The sequence below is a fragment of the Paraburkholderia jirisanensis genome, assembly GCF_054782355.1.
The window spans coordinates 236,809-259,321 of the sequence record NZ_BAAGSQ010000027.1 but is presented as its reverse complement, the minus strand read 5'-3'; the positions used below and the strand labels follow the sequence as shown (position 1 = coordinate 259,321).

The window sequence follows — 22,513 nt, the reverse complement described above, 5'->3', positions numbered from 1 at the left end:
CATGAGCAACAAGCAATTGCAGGACGCGTATATCGTCGCCGCTGCCCGTACCCCGATCGGCAAGGCGCCGCGCGGCATGTTCAGGAACACGCGGCCGGACGAACTGCTGGTGCATGCGATCCGCTCTGCGGTCGCGCAGGTGCCGGGGCTCGATACCAGCGTGATCGAAGATGCGATCATCGGTTGCGCGATTCCGGAGGCCGAGCAGGGCCTGAATGTCGCGCGCATGGGCGCATTGTTGTCGGGCTTGCCGAACACGGTGGGCGGCGTGACGGTGAACCGCTTCTGCGCGTCGGGCCTGACCGCGCTGGCGATGGCGGCCGACCGGATCCGCGTCGGCGAAGCGGACGCGATGATCGCGGGTGGCTGCGAATCGATGTCGATGGTGCCGATGATGGGCAACAAGCCGTCGCTTTCGCCGCATATCTTCGATCGCGGTGAGGACGTCGGCATCGCGTACGGCATGGGCCTGACCGCCGAACGCGTGGCCGAACGCTGGAAGATCAGCCGCGAAGCGCAGGACCAGTTCTCGGTCGAATCGCACCGCAAGGCGCTGGCTGGCCAGCAGTCCGGCGAGTTCAGGGATGAGATCGCGCCGTACACGATCGTCGAGCGTTATCCGGATCTCGCCAGCGGCGAGGTGCAGGTAAAGACGCGCGAAGTCGCACTCGACGAAGGCCCGCGCGGCGATACGTCGCTGGAAGGCCTCGCGAAGCTGCGCACGGTGTTCGCGAACAAGGGCTCGGTGACGGCCGGCAACAGCTCGCAGACATCGGACGGCGCGGGCGCGCTGATCGTCGTGTCCGAGAAGATCCTGAAGCAGTTCAACCTGACGCCGCTCGCGCGCTTCGTCAGCTTCGCGGTGCGCGGCGTGCCGCCGGAGATCATGGGGATCGGCCCGAAGGAGGCGATTCCGGCCGCGTTGAAGGCCGCCGGCCTGAAGCAGGACGACCTCGACTGGATCGAGCTGAACGAGGCATTCGCTGCGCAGTCGCTGGCGGTGATCCAGGATCTCGGGCTCGATATGGCGAAGCTGAATCCGCTCGGTGGTGCGATTGCGCTTGGGCATCCGCTCGGCGCGACCGGCGCGATCCGTGCGGCGACGGTGGTGCACGGGCTGCGCCGCCGCAACCTGAAATACGGCATGGTGACGATGTGCGTCGGCACCGGGATGGGCGCCGCGGGCATCATCGAACGGCTGTGACGGTGCGCGCGCACGATAGCGTGTGAACACGACGGCGGCTCGCAGGCGATCAGGCTTGCGAGCCGTTTTTTCATCGAAACGCGATGCAGGAGAGGACGATGGATATTCTGGTCGAGCGCGCCGGCGATGTGCTGACGCTCACGTTCAACCGGCCCGACAGGAAGAACGCAATCACGTCGGCGATGTATCAGACGCTGGCCGACGCGCTGGTGAACGCGCAGAGCGATGCATCCGTGCGCGCGATCCTGCTGCGCGGCAGCCCGGGCATTTTTAGCGCGGGCAACGATCTCGAAGATTTTCTGAAGGCGCCGCCGGTCGGCGATGAGGCGCCGGTGTTCCAGTTCCTGCGCGCACTCAGCACGGCGGAAAAGCCGCTGGTGGCCGCGGTGGCGGGCGCGGCGGTCGGCATCGGCACGACCATGCTGCTGCATTGCGACCTGGTCTATGCGGCCGACACCGCGAAATTTTCACTGCCGTTCGCGCAGCTTGGCTTGTGCCCGGAGGCGGCGTCGTCGCTGCTGCTGCCGCGGGTAGCCGGCTATCAGGCGGCCGCGGAGAAGCTGCTGCTCGGCGAGTCATTCGACGCGCCGGAGGCGCTGCGGATGGGCTTCGTCAATCGCCTGTTGCCGGCCGCCGAAGTCGACGCGTTTGCGCTGCAACAGGCGCACAAGCTGGCGGGGCTGCCGGCTTCGTCGCTGCGCGTGACCAAGGCACTGATGAAGCGCGCCAGCCAGCACGAGATCCACACGCAGATCAGCGAAGAAGGCGTGCACTTCGCGAAGATGCTGCTCGCGCCGGAGGCACAAGAGGCGTTCAAGGCGTTCTTCGAGAAACGCAAGCCGGATTTCCGTTCGTTCTCGTAGCGGTGAGTTGAGAGAGAGGCAGGGAGGCGGGCGCGCCGGCAACGTCGCGGCGAAGCTCTTCGAAGAACCGCCCCCGTTGCGCCGGGAAGCAGCTGGCCCGCGCGGGCGATTCGTATGAGCAGACGCTAAAGGCTCGACGAGCGCGGCGGCTGCCCGGCGCAGCCACCGATCTCAATCCGTGTTCGCCGTGTCGTAATCCACGTAGCTGTTCTCGCGGCAAAAGCTCACGAGCCGCACCCCCGCTTCACGCGCAATCGTAATCGCCAGCGACGACGGCGCCGAAATGGTCGCCAGCATCGGCACGTCGACGCGCGCCGCCTTGCGCACCAGCTCGTAGCTCGCGCGGCTCGACATAAACACGAAGCCATCCTTCGTATCGGCGCGGTCGAGCACCAGCTGGCCGATCAGCTTGTCGAGCGCATTGTGCCGGCCGACATCTTCGAACGCATAGCGGATCGCGCCTTGCGCGTCGCACCACGCGGCCGCGTGCAGGCCGCCGGTCAGCTTGGTCAGCGTTTGATGCGCGGGCAATTCGCGGGCCGCGCGCGCGATCGCGTCCGGCGCAAGCCGCTGCAAAAAACCGGTATCGGGCACGCGTTCCGGCTGCAGATCGAGCAGATCGATGCTCTCGATGCCGCACACGCCGCAGCCGGTGCGCCCCGCGAGCGCGCGGCGCTTGTCCTTCAACGCGACGAAGGCCTGCTGCACGACGGTCAGCATCACGTTCGCATAAGGCAGCTTGCCTTCCCCGCGCAGTTCCACCTCGATGTCCTGAATGTCGGCGTTGCGTCCGACGATGCCTTCCGAAATCGCGAAGCCGACTGCAAACGCCTCCAGGTCGCGCGGCGTGCACATCATCACTGCATGCGAAATGCCGTTGAAAACCAGCGCGACCGGCCACTCCTGGCCGACGTGATCGGTCACGGCCTGCGTCGTTGCGCCGCGGTGCCTCCGTACCGTTTGTTCGACCGTGCCGGGTTGTCCGGTGCTGTCCAATGGGTTCAACGCTACCTCCTCGTCACTGGCGTGATGCAAATAAGGTTCTAAAATACCTCAAGCCGCCGCGCCGCGTTGTCCGCCGCTTATCAGCCATGTTGTCTGCCATGTTATCCACCGCCTCACCCCGTACCGGCCACTTGCGAGAAATCTGCCATGGGACTGAACGAAGCGCCTCTGCTGTTCACCTTCGAAGTTGCCTCTTCGGAGAACCTGACCTTTATCCCGATGTCGGTGCGCTTCAATCTGGACCGTTTCGGGTTGCGCATCTCGCTCGCGCAATGGCAGATGCTGCCGAACGAGGATCGCGCGCTGCTGGCGCGCTTTCCGGTCGAAGACGACACCGCGATCGAGCCGAACTTCGATCATGCGCTGTTCGAAATGATGCGCACGCACGCAAACGTGGAGCCCGACTGGTTCACCCCTGACGAATCGCCCGCATGGCGCAATACCGCTGCGGTGCCGGACGACGTGGTGCACCAGGCAAACGTTGCACAGCTTGCTGCGCCAAGCGCCGAGCAATGGGCGCAACTGCATCCGTTCAAGCGCTATGTGCTCGCCAAGCTGTCGCGCAAGCCCGAAGCCAACCACGATTTCATCCCGGCAATGAAGGAATTCGGACTCGCGCACTAAGCTAATCCCGCTTCCGCCGCTGCCATTCACGCGATTTTTTGCTGTTTCACCCTCAACCCAATCCGAATACTGCCGTTATCCATGGGTTGGCGCGTAAAAGTGCCGCATTGCCGCGGCTTCGCATGCCGGTATGAGGACAACCGGTTGGCCGACGCGCCCCGCCCTGCAGGACGAACGACGTTCGGAATCCATGACTTCTTCTTTCTCGAAGCGCCTGCTGATCAATCTGGCGATCGTTGCCGCGGCTGTCGGCACGAATGCATTTATCGCGTACACGCAGATCCGCGCGCAGCGCGAGGTCGACGCACGCGCGATCGGGTCGACCGCGATCCGCCGCAATCTCGATGCTTACCGCGCGCAACTCGACGACCGTCTGACGCTGCTCGGCCGCTTCGAAGTAGCGGGGCAAGCGGCGCCGGCGGGCGCGGCGGCCTCGCTGGACGCCGCGCTGACCGAGCTTGAGCGCACGCTGCGCGGCCAGCTGGCGAGCGATCCGCAGATGCTGCAGATGTTCGACAGGTTCAGCGCCGATGGCAGAAATCTGCAGCGTGAAATTGCCGCCGCGCTCGCGCGTACCGTCGACGCTTCGACGCCCGAAGGCGCGCGCACCTGGGCGGCCGAGGCCTACACGCGCCTCGGCATGGAATCCGACCGGATCGACTCCGAACTCGCGGCGCTGCGCCAGCATGAAGACCACTCACTGGAGGCCTCGCTCGCCGACGCCACCCGCAATGCGCAACACGCGACGCTGCTGTTGATCGTCACGATGCTGGCGGGCGGCGCGCTGCTGATCTACACGTTCGGCGCCCGCGAGAACAGTGCACGCGAACGGATTCGTCTGGCCGGCGCGCTGCGTCGCAACGACGAGCGCTTTCGCGGCCTGTTCGACGATCACCCGGTGCCGATGTACATCTTCGACCGCGAAACGCTGCGCTTCCTCGCGGTGAACTCGGCAGCGGTGCAGCAATATGGTTTTTCCGAAACCGAGTTCCTCGGCATGACGGTGCGTGCGATTCGCCCGGCCGCCGAAGTGCCGCGGCTCGAGTCGCATCTGCAGCGCAGCGAGGCGGCGCCGAACACCGGCCGCACGATGGCGGGCATCTGGCATCACAAGCGGCGCGACGGCTCGTTGATCAGCGCGAACATCTCGTACCACGCGCTCAGCTTCATGGGCCGCTCGTCGTTGTTCGTGCTGGCCGACGACGTCACCGATCAGATCAACGCCGAAGCGGAAGCGCAGCGCTCGAACCAGATGCTCGAGACGGTGATGGACAACATCCCGCAGCGCATTTTCTGGAAAGACCGCGAGTCGCGCTATCTCGGCTGCAACATGGCGTTCGCGCGCGACGCCGGCCTCGCATACCCGGAGCAGGTGGTCGGCAAGACCGACGACGATTTGCCATGGCGCCAGATCGCCGACGAAGTGCGCCGCCACGACGCCGAGGTAATCGAATCCGGCGTGCCGAAGATGAACTACGAGTTCGACATGATCGTCGACGGCGAGCATCGCACGACCATCACCAGCAAGCTGCCGTTTACCGATAGCGACGGCCGCGTGCTCGGCGTGCTGGGTTCGTACACCGACATCACGCAGCGCAAGCGCGCCGACCTCGCGCTGCGGCTGCAAAGCCGCGCGCTCGATGCGAGCGTCAACGCGATTCTGATCACCGGCCCCAGCGAAACCGGCAATCTGATCGAATACGTGAATCCGGCGTTCAAGCGCATCACCGGCTACGACCCATCCGAAGTGATGGGCCAGGACTGCCGTCTGCTACAGCGCGACGACCGCGATCAGGAAGGCATTGCGGCGATTCGCCAGGCGCTGGCCGCGAACCGCGAGGTCACCGCGGTGCTGCGCAACTATCGCAAGGATGGCGCGCTGTTCTGGAATCAGCTGTATGTCGCGCCGGTGCCGAATCCGCACGGCGAGACCACGCACCATATCGGCGTGATCAACGATGTGACCGCGCTGATCCGGTATCAGGAGCAGCTCGAGTATCAGGCGAACTACGACAGCCTGACGCGGCTGCCGAACCGCAACCTGCTGCGCGACCGGCTGCAGCATGCGCTGGTGGTGGCGCAGCGTCATCACAACGGCGTGGCGGTGGTGTTCATCGACCTCGACGGCTTCAAGAACGTCAACGACAGCCTTGGGCACAGCGTCGGCGACCGCCTGCTCGCGGTGGTGGGCGACCGGCTCGCGCGCTGCGCACGCGCGACCGATACGGTCGCGCGGCATGGCGGCGACGAGTTCGTCGTGGTGCTCACCGATACGTCGGACGAACAGTCGCTGATCGTGTGGATGGAACGCGTGCGCGCGACCATCTCGGAGCCGGTATGGCTCGACGGCACCGAGTTGTATGTCGGCTGCAGCATGGGCGCGAGCCTGTTCCCGCAGGACGGCGACGACGCGGAAACGCTGATGAAAAAAGCCGACCTCGCGATGTATCGCGCGAAAGACATGGGTCGCAATACATTCCAGTTCTACCAGCCGGAGATGAACGCGAGCGCCGGCGCGCGGATGAATCTCGAGCGCCGGCTGCGCCGCGCGTTGCGCGACAACGAGTTCCTGCTGCATTACCAGCCGCAGGTGGATATCGGCACTGGGCAGATCGTCGGCGTCGAGGCGCTGGTGCGCTGGCGCGATCCGGAGGTGGGCCTCGTGCCGCCTTCGTCGTTTATTCCGGTGGCCGAAGAGAGCGGCCTGATCGGACCGCTTTCGGAATGGGTGCTGCGCGAGGCGTGCCGGCAGAACAAGCAATGGCAAGACGAAGGCCTGCCGCCCGCGCGCGTGTCGGTGAACCTGTCGGCACGACAGTTCCAGCAGCGCAATATCGCGAATCTGGTCACGCAGGTGCTGGCGGAAACCGGGCTCGAGCCGCGCTACCTGGAGCTCGAACTGACCGAGAGCACCATCATGCGCAACGCCGAAGAGGCGGTGACGATGCTCAACGAACTGCATGCGCTCGGTATCGGCCTTGCGATCGACGACTTCGGCACCGGTTATTCGAGCCTGAGCTATCTGAAGCGCTTCCCGGTGGACCGGCTGAAGATCGACCGTTCCTTCGTGTCGGACATCGGCGTTTCGAACGACGACGAAACCATCACGTCGGCGATCATCGCGCTCGCGCACTCGCTGAAGATGCAGGTGATCGCGGAGGGCGTGGAGACGTCCGCGCAGCTCGACTTCCTGAAAGAGCGCGCGTGCGACGAGATGCAGGGTTATTTCTTCGCGAAGCCGCTGCCGCGCGATGCGATTCCGGGCATGTTGCAGCGGGGCGCGGCGCGTGCGGCCTTGAACGCGTAGCAGTCGCGCGCGTTCAGGCAGACCGGCACGCTATACGCTACGCGCGCCGCGTGTTTTTCGGTTTTCAGTCGAGCGCAGGCAGCGCGCGCGGCCGGCGGTCGCTGTCGGTGGCGACGTAGGTGAGGGTGGCTTCGGTGACCTTCACCAGTTCCTGCGCGAGGCTCATACGCTGCGCGTAGACCTCGACCGACACGGTCACCGACGTATTGCCGGTCTTCACGATGTCCGCATAAAAGCTCAGCAGATCGCCGACGAACACCGGCTGCTTGAACACGAACGAATTGACCGCGATGGTCGCGACGCGGCCGTTCGCGCGCCGGCTGGCTGGAATCGAGCCGGCGATATCGACTTGCGCCATGATCCAGCCGCCGAACACGTCGCCATGGACGTTGGCATCGGAAGGCTGCGGCACGACACGCAAGGCACAGTGTTTCTGCGGAAGCTGGCTGATCTCGCTCATCGGGAATCCGTTGGAATCGTGGAAGCAGGCAAAGCGAGGCCGTCCCGCTTCTGCGACAATAGGTAGATCACGAATTGTACGGGAAAGCGCATGCCCCGGTCAGGCGTGCGGCAGCGAGCGGCGCTGACGCTTAAGGCGTTTGCGCGATGGCGAGCGGATGTGCGCGCCGGTTCGCAACTTTCCACGAAAAACCCCCAATGCGCCGCTCCGCCCCACCCTCCGAGCCCGCGCCGATCTCGAACCAGCCGCGTAACGACTGGCAGACGATCGTGTCGCTGCTGCCCTATCTCGCTACCTACAAATGGCGCGTCGGGTTTGCGCTCGCGTGCCTGATCGGCGCGAAAGTCGCGAATCTCGGCGTGCCGGTCGTGATGAAACGCATTGTCGACGGTCTCGCGCCGGTGCAGCATCTGACCGCGCTCGGGCGCGCCGAGCATGCGCCGGGTGTGGTGCTGCTGAGCGGTATTGGCTTGCTGGTGGTCGCGTACGCGGTAGTGCGGCTGTCCACGTCGCTATTTACCGAACTGCGCGAGATCCTGTTTTCCAAAGTGACCGAAAGCGCGGTGCGGCAACTCGCGCTGAAGGTGTTCCGTCATCTGCATTCGCTGTCGCTGCGGTTTCATCTCGAACGGCAGACCGGCGGCATGTCGCGCGATATCGAACGCGGCACGCGCGGCATCACGCAGCTGATCTCCTATTCGCTATACAGCATCCTGCCGACGCTGGTCGAAGTCGGCCTCGTGCTGGGCTTTTTCGTGGTCCGCTACGAGGCGTATTACGCGATCGTCACGCTGATTGCGCTGACTGCGTACATCACCTTCACGATCAAGGTCACCGAGTGGCGTACGCACTTTCGCCGCACGATGAACGAGCTCGATTCGCGGGCGAACTCGCGCGCGATCGATTCGCTGCTGAACTACGAGACCGTCAAGTATTTCGGCAACGAAGACTGGGAAGCGCAGCGCTACGACGAGAACCTGCGGCGCTTTCGCGCGGCAGCGATCAAGTCGCAGAAATCGCTGTCCGCGCTGAACTTCGGGCAGCAGGCGATCATCGGTACGGGGCTCGTGTTTATCCTGTGGCGCGCCACGCAAGGCGTGATGGCGGGCAAGCTGACGCTTGGCGATCTGGTGCTGATCAACACGTTCATGCTGCAGCTCTACATTCCGCTGAATTTTCTCGGTGTCGTGTATCGCGAACTGAAGCAGAGTCTCACCGATATGGATCGCATGTTCACGCTGCTCGCCGCACCGCGCGAAGTGGCCGATGCGGCCGATGCGCCGGCGCTGGTGGTGAGCGGCGCGGAGGTGCGCTTTGCCAACGTGAACTTCTCGTACGAACCGGCGCGGCCGATCCTGCATGACGTGAGCTTCACGATTCCCGCCGGTACGACTACCGCGGTGGTCGGTCACAGCGGCTCGGGCAAGTCGACGCTCGCGCGGCTGATGTTCCGTTTTTACGACCTCGAGCGCGCCGGCGGCGGTGCGATCACGATCGATGGCCAGGATATTCGCGACGTGAAGCAGGAGTCGTTGCGCGCGTCGATCGGTATCGTGCCGCAGGATACCGTGCTGTTCAACGACACGATCTATTACAACATCGCGTATGGCCGGCCGTCGGCTGCGCGCGACGAGGTGATTGCGGCGGCGCGTGCGGCGCATATCCACGATTTCATCGAAAGCCTGCCGCGCGGGTATGACACGCCGGTCGGCGAGCGTGGGCTGAAACTGTCGGGCGGCGAGAAGCAGCGCGTCGCGATCGCGCGCACGCTGCTGAAAGACCCGCCGGTGCTGCTGTTCGACGAAGCGACCTCGGCGCTCGATTCGCGCTCGGAACGCGCGATCCAGCACGAGCTCGATCTGATCGCGCGTGAGCGCACCACGCTGATCATCGCGCATCGGTTGTCGACGGTGGTCCACGCGCAGCAGATCATCGTGATGGACCGCGGCCGGATCGTCGAACGCGGCACGTATCGGGAATTGATCCGTATGGGCGGGCTGTTCGCGCAGATGTGGGCGCTGCAGCAGCAGCGCGCGGAGCAGGCGCAGCAGGACGAAGCGGACGAGCGGGTTGGCGCGGGCGGTGCGGTGAGCTAGCAGCGGTGGCGGAGCGCGCCGCGCGCCGCCGGTGGCAGGCCGAGCGCCTGCAGCGCGACTCGAGAGCGCCAGGCAGCATGTTGGAGCGTGCCCCGGGCAGGGTGGCTAGAGCGCCGGCAGGGTACGTACAGAGCACTGGGCAACGGCCGCGACAGGCGCGTCGGCAGCGCAGGTACAGAGCGCCGTGCAAGGGCGGTTAGCGCCGGCAAGGGCGGTGGTTAGACCGCCGCCCGCTCAACTAGACGTTACGCGCACCCAGTTCACGATCCAACGCCTGCAATTGCGCGGGCGTCCCGACATTTTCCCAGCGCCCGTCATATAACTCGCCGCTTGCGAGACCGCGCGCAATTGCATCGCGATAGTACGGCGTCAGCGCGCGCCGGGTGCCGCGCGGCAGTGCGCGGAACATCCGCGTGTCGTACAGGCCGATATTGCCGAACGTAAGGCGCGGCGCCGCGTCGAGCGACAGCAGGCCATTCGTCAGCGCGAAATCGCCAGCCGGATGAAACGGCGGATTGGGCACCATCACCAGATGCATACCGGCTTCCGCTTGCGCCGCGAGGCGCGCCGCATGCGCATCGAGGCGCGTGTAATCGAACTCCGCATAGACGTCGCCGCTAACCGCGACGAACACCTCGGGCTCGGGAGAAGCCTCAATCAGCGGCAAGGCCTGCGCGATACCGCCTGCCGTTTCGAGCGCTTCGCCTTCCGGCGAGTACCGCAATTGCACGCCCCAGCGCGAGCCGTCGCCGAGCGTTTGCTCGATCTGCTCGCCAAGCCACGCGTGGTTGATCACGATCGTCTCGAAGCCCGCCGCGGCGAGCCGTTCGATCTGCCAGACGATCAGCGGCTTGCCGCCTGCTTCGAGCAGCGGCTTCGGGCAGACATCCGTCAACGGACGCATCCGTTCGCCGCGGCCGGCGGCGAAGATCATCGCGGTGCGCAGTGCGTGCATCGATCAGAACGTGTAACCGACTTCGATGGCGCGGCCTTCGAGGTCGTCGAGCAGTTTCGCGAACGGCGCGAGCGGCTGGTAGCGCGCGGCCACCTTGCGTGCATAGCCGATGAAGCGCGGCAGGTCTTGCAGATAATGCGGCTTGCCGTCGCGGTAGTAGATGCGGCAGAACAGCCCCAGCACCTTGATATGCCGCTGCAGCCCCATCCATTCGAGCTGGCGATAAAACGCGCCGAAATCCGCATCGACCGGCAGCCCGGCCTTCTTCGCGCGCTCCCAGTAGTACACGAAGCAGTCGAGCTCGAACTCCTCGTCCCAACTGATGAACGCGTCGCGCAACAGTGAGGCGACGTCGTAGGTGATCGGCCCGTACACCGCGTCCTGAAAGTCGAGCACACCCGGGTTCGGGCTCGCCACCATCAGGTTGCGCGGCATGAAGTCGCGCAGCATGAACACTTGCGGCTGCGCGCGTGCACTGGCGACCAGCAGCGCAAAGGTGCGATCAAGCAAGCCGCGCGTCGCGGTATCGACTTCACGCCCGAGATGGCGCGTGATGAACCACTCGGGCATCAGCTCCATTTCACGGCGCAGGAACGCTTCGTCGAACGGCGGCAGCACGTCTTCACGCGAACTGAGCTGCCAGCGAATCAGCGCATCGAGCGCGTCGCGCATCAGCGGACGCGCGTTGTCCTGGTTCAGCGCGTGAATGTACGGCTGGCTACCGAGATCGGTGACCAGCATGAAGCCGGCCTCGAAATCCACCTCCAGCACGCGCGGCACATGCACGCCGGCGGCTTGCAGCAGCTCGGCCACCTGCACGAATTCGCGGCATTTTTCCGGCGGCGGCGCATCGACGGCGATCAGCGTCGCGGCCGCGGCGCTGCTGGCGGCACTCGCATCCGCGGCAATGGCCGAATCATTCAAGCCGTCCGCACGCCGGCCAAGCCGGAAATAACGACGAAAACTCGCATCCGCGGAAGCGGGCGCCAGCGTGGCGAGGTCGAGGCCATGGCGCTCGGCGTGGCTAAGCAGCCAGGCGGTAAGCAGCTCGAGGCGGGAGTCGGAGGGAGCGATAGCGTGGGCCTGCGTCATGAAAACGGGAGTTCGAATCGGGAGGAGCAACGTCTTGCCATATAATACCCCACGACTTTTTTGACGCGGCTCGCACCAGCCTTCGCATATCTCGTTTGACCGCCCGCCTCACCGCTGGATTAGATCGAACAATTTGCGCAATCGCTGCTCTCCAGAGCCGGTTGCGCAGGCGGTAACTGTGACTGCTTGAGCTGGTGGACGGGCCGATTCGCCAAACGAATACATGCCGCCTAGACAGCATTTCCCAACCACGCCCTATAGCGACGGCTCGCCGCGCTTAAGGCGGCTGGTCACGGCATTGATCGCCGTACCGGGCTTGCTTCCCGCGCTTTCCTACGCCCAGCTGGCGGGAGAGGCGGCGCAGGCGCAGCCGCTCGATGCGCCGTGGGGCCTGCGGCTTGCCCCTCAGCTCGAAGACCAGACGGTGCCGACAGGCGACCGTCCGGCTACGTTCGTGCTCGGCGATTCGACCACCGGCACGGTCGATCGTGACATGGCCGCGAAAGGTTCGGCCGAAGTGCGCCGCATTACGTCGATCATCAAGGCGGACGCGCTGCACTACGATGAGGATACCGACATGGCCGATGCTTACGGCCATGTTCATCTGAGCGGCAGCGGCAGCGAGTTCACCGGCACCGAGGCGCACATCAAGGTCGACTCGAGTGAAGGTTTCATGACCGCGCCGAAGTACCACTTCACGGCGACCGGCGGTGCGGGCAGCGCGGAGCGTGCCGATCTGCTCGACAACGAGCGCTCGGTCTTCGCGAACGCCACCTATACGGCCTGTCAGTGCGCCGACGATCCGGCGTGGTACATCAAGGGCTCGGAGTTTGATTTCGACACCGGTGCCGACGAAGGCGTCGCGCACAACGGCGTGCTGTTCTTCCAGGGCGTGCCGATTTTCGCCAGCCCGTGGCTGTCGTTTCCGCTGTCGGGCGAGCGGCGCAGCGGTTTGCTGCCGCCTACGTTTTCGGTCAGTTCGAGCAACGGCTTCGAGCTGTCGCTGCCGTACTACTTCAACATCGCGCCTAACCGCGATCTGACCATCACGCCGCGCATCATCTCGCGGCGCGGCGTGCAGACCCAGGCGAACTTCCGCTATCTGTCGCCCACGTACGCGGGCTCGATCACGGGCGAGTTCCTGCCGGACGACGCGATCACGAAGACCAACCGCTACGCGATCTACATCACGCACAACCAGAACTTTGGTGGCGGGTTCGGCGGTTACATCTACTACAACAAGGTCTCGGACAACACCTATCCGGAAGACCTTGCATCGACCACCAGCCAGTTCCTGAACGGCACGCAGCTGCTGTATCAGCAGGAAGCCGGCTTGACGTACAACAACGGCCCGTGGTCGGTGCTGGCGCGCGAACAGCACTGGCAGACGTTGACGCCGTCGACGCCGCCGTATGGCCGCGAGCCGCAGTTGAACGTGAAGTACACGAAGTACAACGTCGGCGGCTTCGATTACGGCGCGGAAGCGGATTACACGCGCTTCCGGGTCACCGCCGACAACATGACCGAAGGCGAACGGGTGATGTTCAACCCGTACCTGTCGTATTCGGTGGTGGGGCCGGGCTATTTCGTCACGCCGAAGGTGCAATGGCACTTTGCGTCGTACAACCTGAGCAATCTCGGCACGAACTCGGTGCCGGGCCAGGCGAAGAACTTCACCGAGTCGATCCCGACCTTCTCGTTCGATACGGGCCTCGTGTTCGACCGCTCGATCCGGCTGTTCGGCGAAGACTATATCCAGACGCTGGAACCGCGCCTGTACTACGTGTACACGCCGTTTCGCAACCAGGATCAGGCGCCGCTGTTCGATACCGCCGATTCCGACTTCGGCCTCGCCGAAATCTTCACGCCGAACACCTTCGTCGGTAACGACCGGATCGCCGATGCGAACCGCCTGACCGCCGCGCTGACCACGCGCTTCATCAACGCGGCCACCGGCGACGAGCGCGCGCGTTTCGTGATCGCCCAGCAGTACTACTTTACGGACCAGCGCGTCACGCTGTTCCCGGGCCAGTCGTCGACTACCGCGCGCCACTCGGACCTGATCGCGGGGGCGTCGCTGAAGCTCGGCGCCGGTTTCGCGTCGGAAACCGCGTTCCAATATAATGCCGACAACAACCAGCTGGTGAAATCCAGTATTGGTTTCGGGTTCAGTCCCGAATCGGGAAAGGTCATCAACCTCGGCTATCGTTACACGCGCGCCAACACGACGCTCGAAAACCAGCCGATCAACCAGTTGCTGGTCTCGGGGCAGTGGCCGTTTTCACACCGGGTGTCGGTGGTGGGCCGGATCAATTACGACTTGCAAGGGCACCGCATCGTCGATGGCCTGCTCGGCATGCAGTACGACGCCGATTGCTGGACGCTGGGCCTCGGCGTGCAGCGCTACGCGAACGGCGTCAACACATCGGGGTTAGAAACCTCGGCGACGCGTGTGCTTGCGCAGCTCACGCTAAAGGGGCTGTCGAGCATCGATAACGGGCTCGTCAGGGCGTTCCGCGACAGCGTGGCCGGCTATTCGCCGGCGCCGCCACCGCCGCCGCCCGAATCGCGGTTCAACAATTATGAGTGACGGTTTCGCCGGCTCATAAAATACGAAGAGACGGGCGTCGAACGTCCCGACATCCATTGGAGTATCTGTGGCAATCATGAAAAAGCTTCGTTTGGCAACGCTCGCGGCCGGGTTCGCGGCGGCCGCCCTGTTCATGCCGGCTGCGCACGCGCAGGCGCTCAATGCCGGTAGCGGCCAGACCGTCGATACGATTGCAGCCGTGGTCAACAATGGCGTGATCACGCAGCGCGAGCTCGACGAGCGCGCCGGCCTGATCACGCGCCGTCTGAACCAGCAGCATGCGCCGATTCCGCCGGCCGACCAGTTGCGTCAGCAGGTGCTCAACCAGATGGTGCTTGAACGCATCCAACTGCAAAAGGCGCGCGAGGACAACATCACCGTCGACGATGCCGCCGTGCAGAAGACGCTCGAGCGTCTCGCGCAGGCGAACAACATGACGCTGCAGATCTACCGCGCGCGCATCGAGGCGGAAGGGGTGCCCTGGAGCACCTTCACTAACGATGCGAAGACCGAGCTGATCCTGTCGCGTCTGCGCGAAAAGGAAGTGGACAGCAAGATCACCGTGTCCGACGCCGAAGTGGCGAACTACATCGCCAGCCAGCGCGGCCCGAGCGCCGGCATGACGAGCGACCTGCGCATCGAACACATCTTTCTGAAGGCGCCGCTCAACGCGCCGCAAGCCGATATCGAAGCCGCGCAAAAGAAAGCCGACGATCTGCTGAAGCAGGCCAACGCCGGCGACAATTTCGAAAAGCTTGCGAAGTCGAATTCGCAGGCACCGGATGCATCGAAGGGCGGCGACATGGGCTTTTTGGCGCCGTCGAAGCTGCCGCCGGCGTTTGTCAGCGCGGCCGCCAAGCTGCGTCCGGGCGAGGTGAATCCAACCGTGATCCGCACCGACGACGGTTTCGAGATCGTGCGTCTGGTCGAGCGCCGCACCGGTCAGGGTACCGGCGGCGATTCGGCGAAGCTCGTGCAGACCCACGTGCGCCACATCCTGATCCGCGTCGGCGACGGGATGTCGGAGCCGCAGGCGCGCCAGAAGCTGCTCGAGATCAAGCAGGAAATCGCCCAGGGCGGCGACTTCGACAAGTTTGCCCGCACCTATTCGCAGGACGGTTCGGCTTCGCAAGGCGGCGACCTCGGCTGGATCAGCCCGGGCGAGACCGTGCCTGAATTCGAGCGTGCGATGAACAACCTGCAGGATGGCCAGATCAGCGAGCCGGTGCGCAGCGAGTACGGCTATCACCTGATCCAGGTGCTGGGCCGCCGCGAGGCCGAAGGCTCGGTTGCGCAGCAGATGGATCTGGCGCGCCAGGCGATCGGCCAGCGTAAGGCAGAGCAGGCGTATGCCGACTGGCTGCGTGAATTGCGCGATACCGCGTATGTCGATTACAAGGGCGTGCCGAGCGCCGTACAGTAAGCTTTCACAATGACCCCTGCCGCTACACCTGATGCGCCGTTGCAGATCGCCGTCACCACCGGCGAGCCGGCTGGCGTCGGCCCCGAGCTGACGGCGCAGGCGCTGGCGGCCGCAGCTGCGCGCTGGCCCGACGCGCAGTTCATCGTGCTTGGCGATGCAAGTCTGCTCGAGGCACGCGCGCAGGCGGTCGGTATCGATTGGCAGGCGTTGCTGCGCGCCCAGCACGTGAGCGCGCAACATCATCCGCTCGGCGTGCCGGTGCGAGCCGGCAAGCTCGATGCGGCGAACGGCCGCTACGTGCTGAGCCTGCTCGATACGGCAATCGACGGCACGCTCGCCGGCCAGTACGACGCGATCGTCACCGCGCCGCTGCAAAAGAGCACGATCAACGACGCGGGTGTGCCGTTCACCGGCCACACCGAATACCTGGCCGAGCGCACCCATACGCCGCGCGTCGTGATGATGCTGGCGGGTACCGGCCAGCGGCCGTTGCGCGTGGCGCTTGCGACCACGCATTTGCCGTTGAAAGACGTGCCGGCTGCGCTGACCGTAGAAAGCCTCGTCGACACGCTGCGCATCATCAACCACGACCTGCAACGACACTTCGGCGTGCCGGCGCCGCGCATTCTCGTGACCGGTCTCAATCCGCATGCCGGGGAAAACGGCTATCTCGGCCGCGAGGAAATCGATGTGATCTCGCCCGCGTTGCAGCTTGTGAATGCTCAAGGCATCGACGCGCGCGGACCTTATCCGGCCGATACGCTGTTCCAGCCGCGCTATCTGAACGAAGCCGATTGCGTGCTGGCGATGTTCCACGACCAGGGCTTGCCGGTACTCAAGTACGCGACCTTCGGCGAGGGCATCAATGTCACCCTTGGGCTGCCGATCGTGCGCACGTCGGTCGATCATGGCACCGCGCTCGATCTCGCCGGCACCGGCCGCGCCGACGCCGGCAGCATGATCGCCGCGCTCGATGCAGCCGTCTCGATGGCGCGCCAGCGGCGCCGTCACTCCTGATTTTTCCGCACCGTTTCAGCCACCGCACTTTCGATGTCCTCCAGCAAACAGCATCAAGGCCATTTCGCCCGCAAACGCTTCGGCCAGAATTTTCTGGTCGACATGGGCGTGATCGATTCGATCGTCGAGCTGATCCAACCGCAGCGCGGCGAGCGGATGGTCGAGATCGGGCCGGGGCTCGGCGCGCTGACCGGACCGCTGATCGAGCGGCTCGCGACACCCGAGGCGCCGCTGCACGCGGTCGAACTGGACCGCGATCTGATCGGGCGTCTAAAGAACAAATTCGGCGAACGGCTCGAACTGCATGAAGGCGATGCGCTCGATTTCGACTTCGGTGCGCTGGTTGCGTCTGGCGCGCCGGATGCGAAGCCGTCGCTGCGCATCGTCGGCAATCTGCCGTACAACATCTCGAGCCCGCTGCTGTTTCATCTGGTGAGCTTCGCGCCGTGCGTGATCGACCAGCATTTCATGCTGCAAAACGAAGTGGTCGACCGGATGGTCGCGGAGCCGGGCAGCAAGGCGTTCAGCCGACTGTCGGTGATGCTGCAGTATCGCTACGTGATCGACAAGCTGCTGGACGTGCCGCCGGAGTCGTTCCAGCCGCCGCCGAAAGTCGACTCGGCCATCGTGCGGATGATTCCGTACGCAGCGCATGAACTGCCCAGCGTCAACCCGGCCACGCTCGGCGAACTCGTTACCGCGGCGTTTTCGCAACGTCGCAAGATGCTGCGCAATACGCTCGCGGCTTATCGCGATCAGGTGGATTTCGAAGCGCTCGGCTTCGATCTGGCGCGCCGCGCCGAAGATGTCCCTGTCGACGAGTACGTGCGCGTAGCGCAAACGATTGAAAGAAAATAATAGGTAAAGCGAAATATCTTTCGGTTGTCTGGTGCTTTGCACCGCTCGATTCGAATATTTGATCACATCCAACGTTGTTTTCGGACTAGTCCTATAAGCCTGCTTGTAGTTGGGTTTCTATACTTCAGCGCATTCGATCCCGGGTTCCGGGGCGTTGCGTCGAACGTCTTACCCGGACGTTTTGGTCGCGACGATTAACGCACCGGTTGCAGGCCCCCCAGCCTCGTAAACAAAACGGCGCACGCGCAAGTTTCCCTTCTCTCAACGCAGTGCGATTGGAGTGGCCTCCAGGCGCCGCTTCGATCAATTTATTTAGGATACAAGAATGTATAAAAACCCTCGGTCCGCACCCAACGCGGCGACCCGTCGACGGGTCGACAATCTGGAACGCGCGGAAAACGCTTTTCAACCATCCCCGCAACCTGGCTCCGCGCGCATGCGCGCCGTCCTTCGCGCGACGTCGATTGCGCTCGGTATTGCGGCGTTGAGCGCCGCGGCACCATCGCTTGCAAGTGTCGTTCCGAACGCCGACTGCACGCCGGCCAACTCCGGCAGCGGCAAGTGGTCAAACGTTTCGGGTTGCGATGCGGACGCAGGCGTGCCTAACGCCACGCATAATCTCGCGGAAACCGTGTACGGCTCCAACGGCTATGTGCCACAGAACGTCAGCTTCGCCAGCATCTTCGGTTTCGCCGGTCAGGTGCGCGCGTACTACGGCACCGCGCTCGGTGCAGCCGCATATGTGGCTGGCACGGCGCAGAACAGCGTCGCGATCGGCACGGGCTCGGTCGCGTCGGAAGCGAACACGGTGTCGCTCGGCCGGGTCGGCGACAACCCGTTAAAGGGCATTTACACAGATAACGGCGATGGCACGTCGGCCGACGCAACCGCTTTCAATCAGAGCCTCGGGGGCACGTTGACGCGGCGTCTGACTAACATGTCGGCAGGTATCAACAATACCGATGCAGTCAACGTCGGTCAGCTGAAGGCGGCCGGTGTGAACGTGGACACGTCGGGCAATGTGACGAATGCTTTCGTCGCTTACGACGACACGACGAAGAACAAGGTCACGCTGCGCGGTACGGCCGGCACGACAATCACGGGCCTGCAGGCGGGGGCGATCAACCCGGCCAGCAAGGACGCGATCAACGGCGCGCAGCTGTACGGCACGGCGAACAGCGTGGCGGCTGCGCTCGGCGGCGGCGCAGCGGTGAACGCGGACGGCACGCTGAAAGCACCGGCTTACACGGTTCAAGGCCAGACGAAGACGGACGTCGGCTCGGCGTTGGCCGCTATCGATACGGCTGCGACCGCCAACACCACGTCGATCACGAATCTGACGAACAACATCAACAACGGCAAGATCGGTCTGGTGCAGCAGGACACGACGAGCCGGGCGATCACGGTCGCCAGGACCAGCGACGGCACGACGCTGGACTTCACCGGTACGGCGGGCACGCGCCAGCTCAAAGGCGTGTCGGAGGGCACGGCCGATACGGACGCCGTCAACCTCGCGCAGCTGAAGGCGGCTGGCATAAACATCGACACGTCAGGCAACGTGACCAATGCTTTCGTCGCATACGACGACGCGACCCAACGCAAAGTCACGCTTGGCGGCGGCCTGGCCGGAACGGTCATCGCCAATCTGAGAGACGGTGCGGTCAACCCGCTAAGCCGCGAAGCGATCAACGGTTCGCAGTTGTACGGCACAGCAAACAGTGTCGCCAACGCACTCGGCGGCGGCGCGGCTGTCAATGCCGATGGCAGTGTCAGCATGCCGAAATACACAGTTGGCGGCGACACGGTGACAGGCGTCGAAGGCGCGGTGAACGCGCTCGATACGCGCATCACGGATGCAACGGGCGACATTGCGACGAAGACCAAATACATCAAATTCGGCGATACCGTAGCGCTGGATGCTAGCGCGTCCGGAATCAACTCGGTCGCGATCGGTGGGTTTGCTCAGGCGCTTGGCGACAACGCGCTGGCGATCGGCGCAAATTCGCGTGCGATGGCGTTGAATTCGGTGGCGATCGGTGCCGGGTCGTCGGCCACACAGGCCAACACCTTTGCAGTCGGTTCGAATACGTCGAAGCGCCGCATCGTGAACGTCGCTGACGCGGTCAATGCCAGCGACGCCGTGACCCTCGGCCAGATGAACACAGCGATTGCCGCAGCACTGCCGGGCAGCAATGCATCAGGTGGTTTGCAAAGTGGCGGCTTGCTGCGCTCGGCACCGACACCGGCACCGGCACCGCTCGCCGCCGCCGCCGTTGGCATGCTGCAAGCGGAACCCGGCGCAGGCAGCCTCGCGTACGACAGCACCACGCACGACCGCGTGACGCTCGGCGGCACCGACAACACGGCCCGCGTCGCATTGACGAACCTGCAGGACGCCGCACTGTCCGAAATCAGCACGGACGCTGTCACCGGCGCGCAGCTTTACGCAACCAACCAGCAACTCGCCACCCTCGGTAACGCGGTACAGAACTATTCGGCAAACGGCTCGACCAGCATCGCGGCCAACTCGACCAGCGGCCCGGCACTTGCGGCCGGCTCCGGCACTTTCGCCGCGGGCGGTGGCGCAAACGCCAGCGGCAATGACGCGACCGCACTCGGCGACCGCGCGCAAGCGACGGGTACCGCTTCGGTTGCGCTTGGTTCGCAAGCGAAGGCGTCCGGTAACAATGCGGTCGCCGTCGGTGCCAATGCGGTGGCCGATCGCGACAACACGGTGTCGGTCGGGGCTGCGGGCAACGAACGGCAGATCGTCAACGTCGCGGCCGGCGTCGAAGGCAACGACGCAGTGAACGTGAACCAGCTGAACAACGCAGTCGCCAACACCGGCCAGCAGATCGCCGGCTTGCAGAGCCAGGTCAACAGCGTCGCCAAAAGCGCGAACGCGGGCACCGCGGCCGCGATGGCAGTGGCCGGCTTGCCGCAGGCGACCCAGGCCGGCAAGACCATGGTCGCGGTGGCCGGCTCGCGTTACGGCGGCCAGTCGGGCGCGGCGTTCGGCGCATCGTATGTGACGCAAAGCAATCGCTTCGTCGTCAAGCTGTCGGGCAACACCAGCAGCAACGGCAATGTCGGCGTCGTTGCGGGCGCGGGGTTCCAATGGTGAACTGACTATCGCGCGGCATCGGCGTTGCATGACTGCATGCAAGGCCGATGTCAATGCCAGCCTGCGCAGCGCACACGCACACGCACAGGCTTCGGCTGAACGCTCTCGACCGGATGCACAGCCACTCAGGCCGCATCCGTTTTTTTTATTATGCGTTGCTACTTTTTCTTTTTCGCACACACGGCGTCTTCCGTAGGGCATCATTCTGCCGACCGGCCTTTTCGAGATATGGACCAATCTCGCCCCGGTTCAGGCCGCGATAGCACGTCCCACATGACAAGGAGACGGCGTGATAAAGCTCAGCAGGTGGACCTATCCAATTTTGCCGGCCGCACTGGCCTGCTCGGTGGCGCACGCACAATCGAGCGTGACGCTATACGGAGTCGTCGACGAAAGCGTGCGCTACATGACGCACACCAACGCAGCCGGCGCTTCGAAGGTCGGCCTCGGCAACGCCGGGTTGAGCGAAAGCCGCTGGGGCTTGCGCGGCGTCGAAGACCTGGGCGCCGGCTGGTCTACCTTCTTCCGGCTCGAGAACCGCTTCTACATCAACTCCGGCCAGAGCGATCCGACGCTGCCGTTCTTCAACGAAGCGCAAGTCGGCGTGCAGTCGACCACCTACGGTCGGCTCATCTTCGGCCGGCAGCCGAACGTGTTGATCGAAGGCATCACGATCGGCGGCTACGGCAGCAATCCATGGATCCCGTACAACTTCAGCTTCCAGCCGGAAGTGACGATGTCCGGCGGCATCTGGACCAGCAATCAGGTGCAGTATCAGGCGCGCTATGACGGGCTGACCGTCGCGGCGGCGTATGCATTCGGCGGCGTGGCCGGACACACGGCGAACGGTTCGCAAATCGGCGTGGCGGCCGCGTACTCGCCGAAAGAGGGGCCGCTGAACATCGGCGGCGCCTATGAAGAGTCGCGCGATTCGGTCAACGGCAGTACGGCCAAGGCGTGGACTTTTGGCGGCGCGTATATCTGGGATGGCACGCGCTTCGCAGTCGGTTATATCGTGAACCGTAACGATCCGGGCTTTTCGAACTTCGCCAACGGACCGTTCACTGCACCGTTGCTCAATGCATTGAAGTACACCGATTTCTCGGCGCGCCGGATGATAATGGGCGGCATTACGCAAACCTTCGGCAATGCGTGGCATCTCGCGCTCAACGTGTGGCGCACGCTGCAGGACGGCAAGACCGCGGCGCAAGACGGCAGTGCCTGGCAATTCGAGTTCGTCGCCGACTACAACCTGTCCAGGCGTACCGATGTCTATGTGGAAGCCGATTATTCGCTATATCGCGGCGATCTGATCGGCGCGCAGCTGCAGGGTGTGAACGGCCTGGGCCTCGCGCAGAAGAGCACGCAGGTTGGCCTGATGGCAGGGTTGCGTCACTTGTTCTAGTGCGCGCGGCAGCGGGCACGGCGCTTTTTCGGTACATTTATGTGCTTGTCCCCAGGCAATAAAAGGAACCCACCATGCGCCTTCTCCACACGATGCTCCGCGTCGGCAATCTGGACCGCTCGATCGCGTTCTACACCGAACTGCTCGGCATGAAAGTGCTGCGCCGCCAGGATTATCCGGACGGCAAGTTTACGCTGGCTTTCGTCGGTTACACCGACGAGCGCGAAGGCACCGTCATCGAACTGACGCACAACTGGGACACCGAATCGTACGAGCTCGGCACCGCGTTCGGCCATCTCGCGGTTGAAGTCGACGATGCGTACGCCGCGTGCGAAAAGATCAAGGCGCAAGGCGGCACCGTGGTGCGCGAGGCGGGCCCGATGAAGCACGGCACGACGGTGATCGCGTTCGTCACCGATCCGGACGGCTACAAGATCGAATTCATCCAGAAGAAGTCGTAACGCACGCGTGTGCATGCGCGTGCACTGCT

The 22,513-nt window shown here is 64.2% G+C and carries 16 protein-coding genes; 12 read left to right on the top strand and 4 right to left on the bottom strand.

What is annotated here, in order from left to right; all coding sequences use genetic code 11:
• Position 1 precedes the first annotated feature (1 nt).
• Together ACYVNQ_RS23895 and ACYVNQ_RS23890 are read left to right on the top strand one after the other, a co-directional pair.
• Positions 2-1,204, top strand: coding sequence for an acetyl-CoA C-acyltransferase (locus ACYVNQ_RS23895; RefSeq protein WP_460905199.1), 1,203 nt, complete (start codon positions 2-4; stop codon positions 1,202-1,204).
• Between the two features lie 98 nt (positions 1,205-1,302).
• Positions 1,303-2,067, top strand: coding sequence for an enoyl-CoA hydratase (locus ACYVNQ_RS23890; protein WP_460905198.1), 765 nt, complete (start codon positions 1,303-1,305; stop codon positions 2,065-2,067).
• Between the two features lie 171 nt (positions 2,068-2,238).
• On the opposite strand, the gene fdhD is transcribed toward ACYVNQ_RS23890, so the two are convergent.
• Positions 2,239-3,072, bottom strand: coding sequence for a formate dehydrogenase accessory sulfurtransferase FdhD (gene fdhD, locus ACYVNQ_RS23885; protein ID WP_460905197.1), 834 nt, complete (start codon positions 3,070-3,072; stop codon positions 2,239-2,241).
• A 147-nt stretch (positions 3,073-3,219) separates the two neighbouring features.
• Here fdhD and ACYVNQ_RS23880 point away from each other — a divergent pair, with 147 nt between their 5' ends.
• On the top strand, positions 3,220-3,696 hold the full coding sequence (locus ACYVNQ_RS23880) for a nitrate reductase associated protein (protein ID WP_460905196.1): 477 nt from the start codon (positions 3,220-3,222) through the stop codon (positions 3,694-3,696).
• A 190-nt stretch (positions 3,697-3,886) separates the two neighbouring features.
• Positions 3,887-7,003 carry a sensor domain-containing protein gene (locus ACYVNQ_RS23875; RefSeq protein ID WP_460905195.1) on the top strand — a complete coding sequence of 1,039 codons (3,117 nt, stop codon included), beginning with the start codon at positions 3,887-3,889 and terminating at the stop codon, positions 7,001-7,003.
• Positions 7,004-7,067: 64 nt separating this feature from the next.
• On the opposite strand, the gene ACYVNQ_RS23870 is transcribed toward ACYVNQ_RS23875, so the two are convergent.
• Positions 7,068-7,463, bottom strand: a complete 396-nt coding sequence (locus ACYVNQ_RS23870; protein WP_460905194.1) for an acyl-CoA thioesterase — start codon at positions 7,461-7,463, stop codon at positions 7,068-7,070.
• A gap of 197 nt (positions 7,464-7,660) precedes the next feature.
• Between ACYVNQ_RS23870 and ACYVNQ_RS23865 the strand changes: the two genes are divergently transcribed.
• A complete protein-coding gene (locus tag ACYVNQ_RS23865) occupies positions 7,661-9,559 on the top strand; it encodes an ABCB family ABC transporter ATP-binding protein/permease (protein WP_460905193.1) in 1,899 nt (632 codons plus the stop codon).
• Between the two features lie 238 nt (positions 9,560-9,797).
• On the opposite strand, the gene murU is transcribed toward ACYVNQ_RS23865, so the two are convergent.
• Both murU and ACYVNQ_RS23855 read right to left on the bottom strand, forming a co-directional pair.
• Complete coding sequence (murU, locus tag ACYVNQ_RS23860) at positions 9,798-10,514, bottom strand: N-acetylmuramate alpha-1-phosphate uridylyltransferase MurU (protein ID WP_460905192.1); 717 nt, start codon at positions 10,512-10,514, stop codon at positions 9,798-9,800.
• 3 nt (positions 10,515-10,517) lie between these two features.
• A complete protein-coding gene (locus ACYVNQ_RS23855) occupies positions 10,518-11,606 on the bottom strand; it encodes an aminoglycoside phosphotransferase family protein (protein ID WP_460905191.1) in 1,089 nt (362 codons plus the stop codon).
• A 223-nt stretch (positions 11,607-11,829) separates the two neighbouring features.
• Between ACYVNQ_RS23855 and ACYVNQ_RS23850 the strand changes: the two genes are divergently transcribed.
• From ACYVNQ_RS23850 to gloA, 7 genes are all read left to right on the top strand, one after another.
• The gene (locus ACYVNQ_RS23850; RefSeq protein ID WP_460905190.1) at positions 11,830-14,196 is read left to right on the top strand and encodes an LPS-assembly protein LptD; all 2,367 of its coding nucleotides are present in this window, start codon (positions 11,830-11,832) and stop codon (positions 14,194-14,196) included.
• A 67-nt stretch (positions 14,197-14,263) separates the two neighbouring features.
• Positions 14,264-15,619, top strand: coding sequence for a peptidylprolyl isomerase (locus ACYVNQ_RS23845; RefSeq protein ID WP_460905189.1), 1,356 nt, complete (start codon positions 14,264-14,266; stop codon positions 15,617-15,619).
• 9 nt (positions 15,620-15,628) lie between these two features.
• Positions 15,629-16,636, top strand: coding sequence for a 4-hydroxythreonine-4-phosphate dehydrogenase PdxA (gene pdxA, locus ACYVNQ_RS23840; protein ID WP_460905188.1), 1,008 nt, complete (start codon positions 15,629-15,631; stop codon positions 16,634-16,636).
• A 33-nt stretch (positions 16,637-16,669) separates the two neighbouring features.
• Positions 16,670-17,494 carry a 16S rRNA (adenine(1518)-N(6)/adenine(1519)-N(6))-dimethyltransferase RsmA gene (gene rsmA, locus ACYVNQ_RS23835; RefSeq protein ID WP_460905187.1) on the top strand — a complete coding sequence of 275 codons (825 nt, stop codon included), beginning with the start codon at positions 16,670-16,672 and terminating at the stop codon, positions 17,492-17,494.
• Between the two features lie 436 nt (positions 17,495-17,930).
• Positions 17,931-20,618 (top strand): YadA family autotransporter adhesin, encoded by a 2,688-nt coding sequence (locus ACYVNQ_RS23830; RefSeq protein WP_460905186.1) that lies wholly within the window; start codon positions 17,931-17,933, stop codon positions 20,616-20,618.
• Between the two features lie 292 nt (positions 20,619-20,910).
• Complete coding sequence (locus ACYVNQ_RS23825; protein ID WP_460906069.1) at positions 20,911-22,023, top strand: porin; 1,113 nt, start codon at positions 20,911-20,913, stop codon at positions 22,021-22,023.
• A 74-nt stretch (positions 22,024-22,097) separates the two neighbouring features.
• Positions 22,098-22,484: a lactoylglutathione lyase gene (gene gloA / locus ACYVNQ_RS23820; protein WP_460905185.1), complete on the top strand. Its 387-nt coding sequence runs from the start codon at positions 22,098-22,100 to the stop codon at positions 22,482-22,484.
• Positions 22,485-22,513 lie beyond the last annotated feature (29 nt).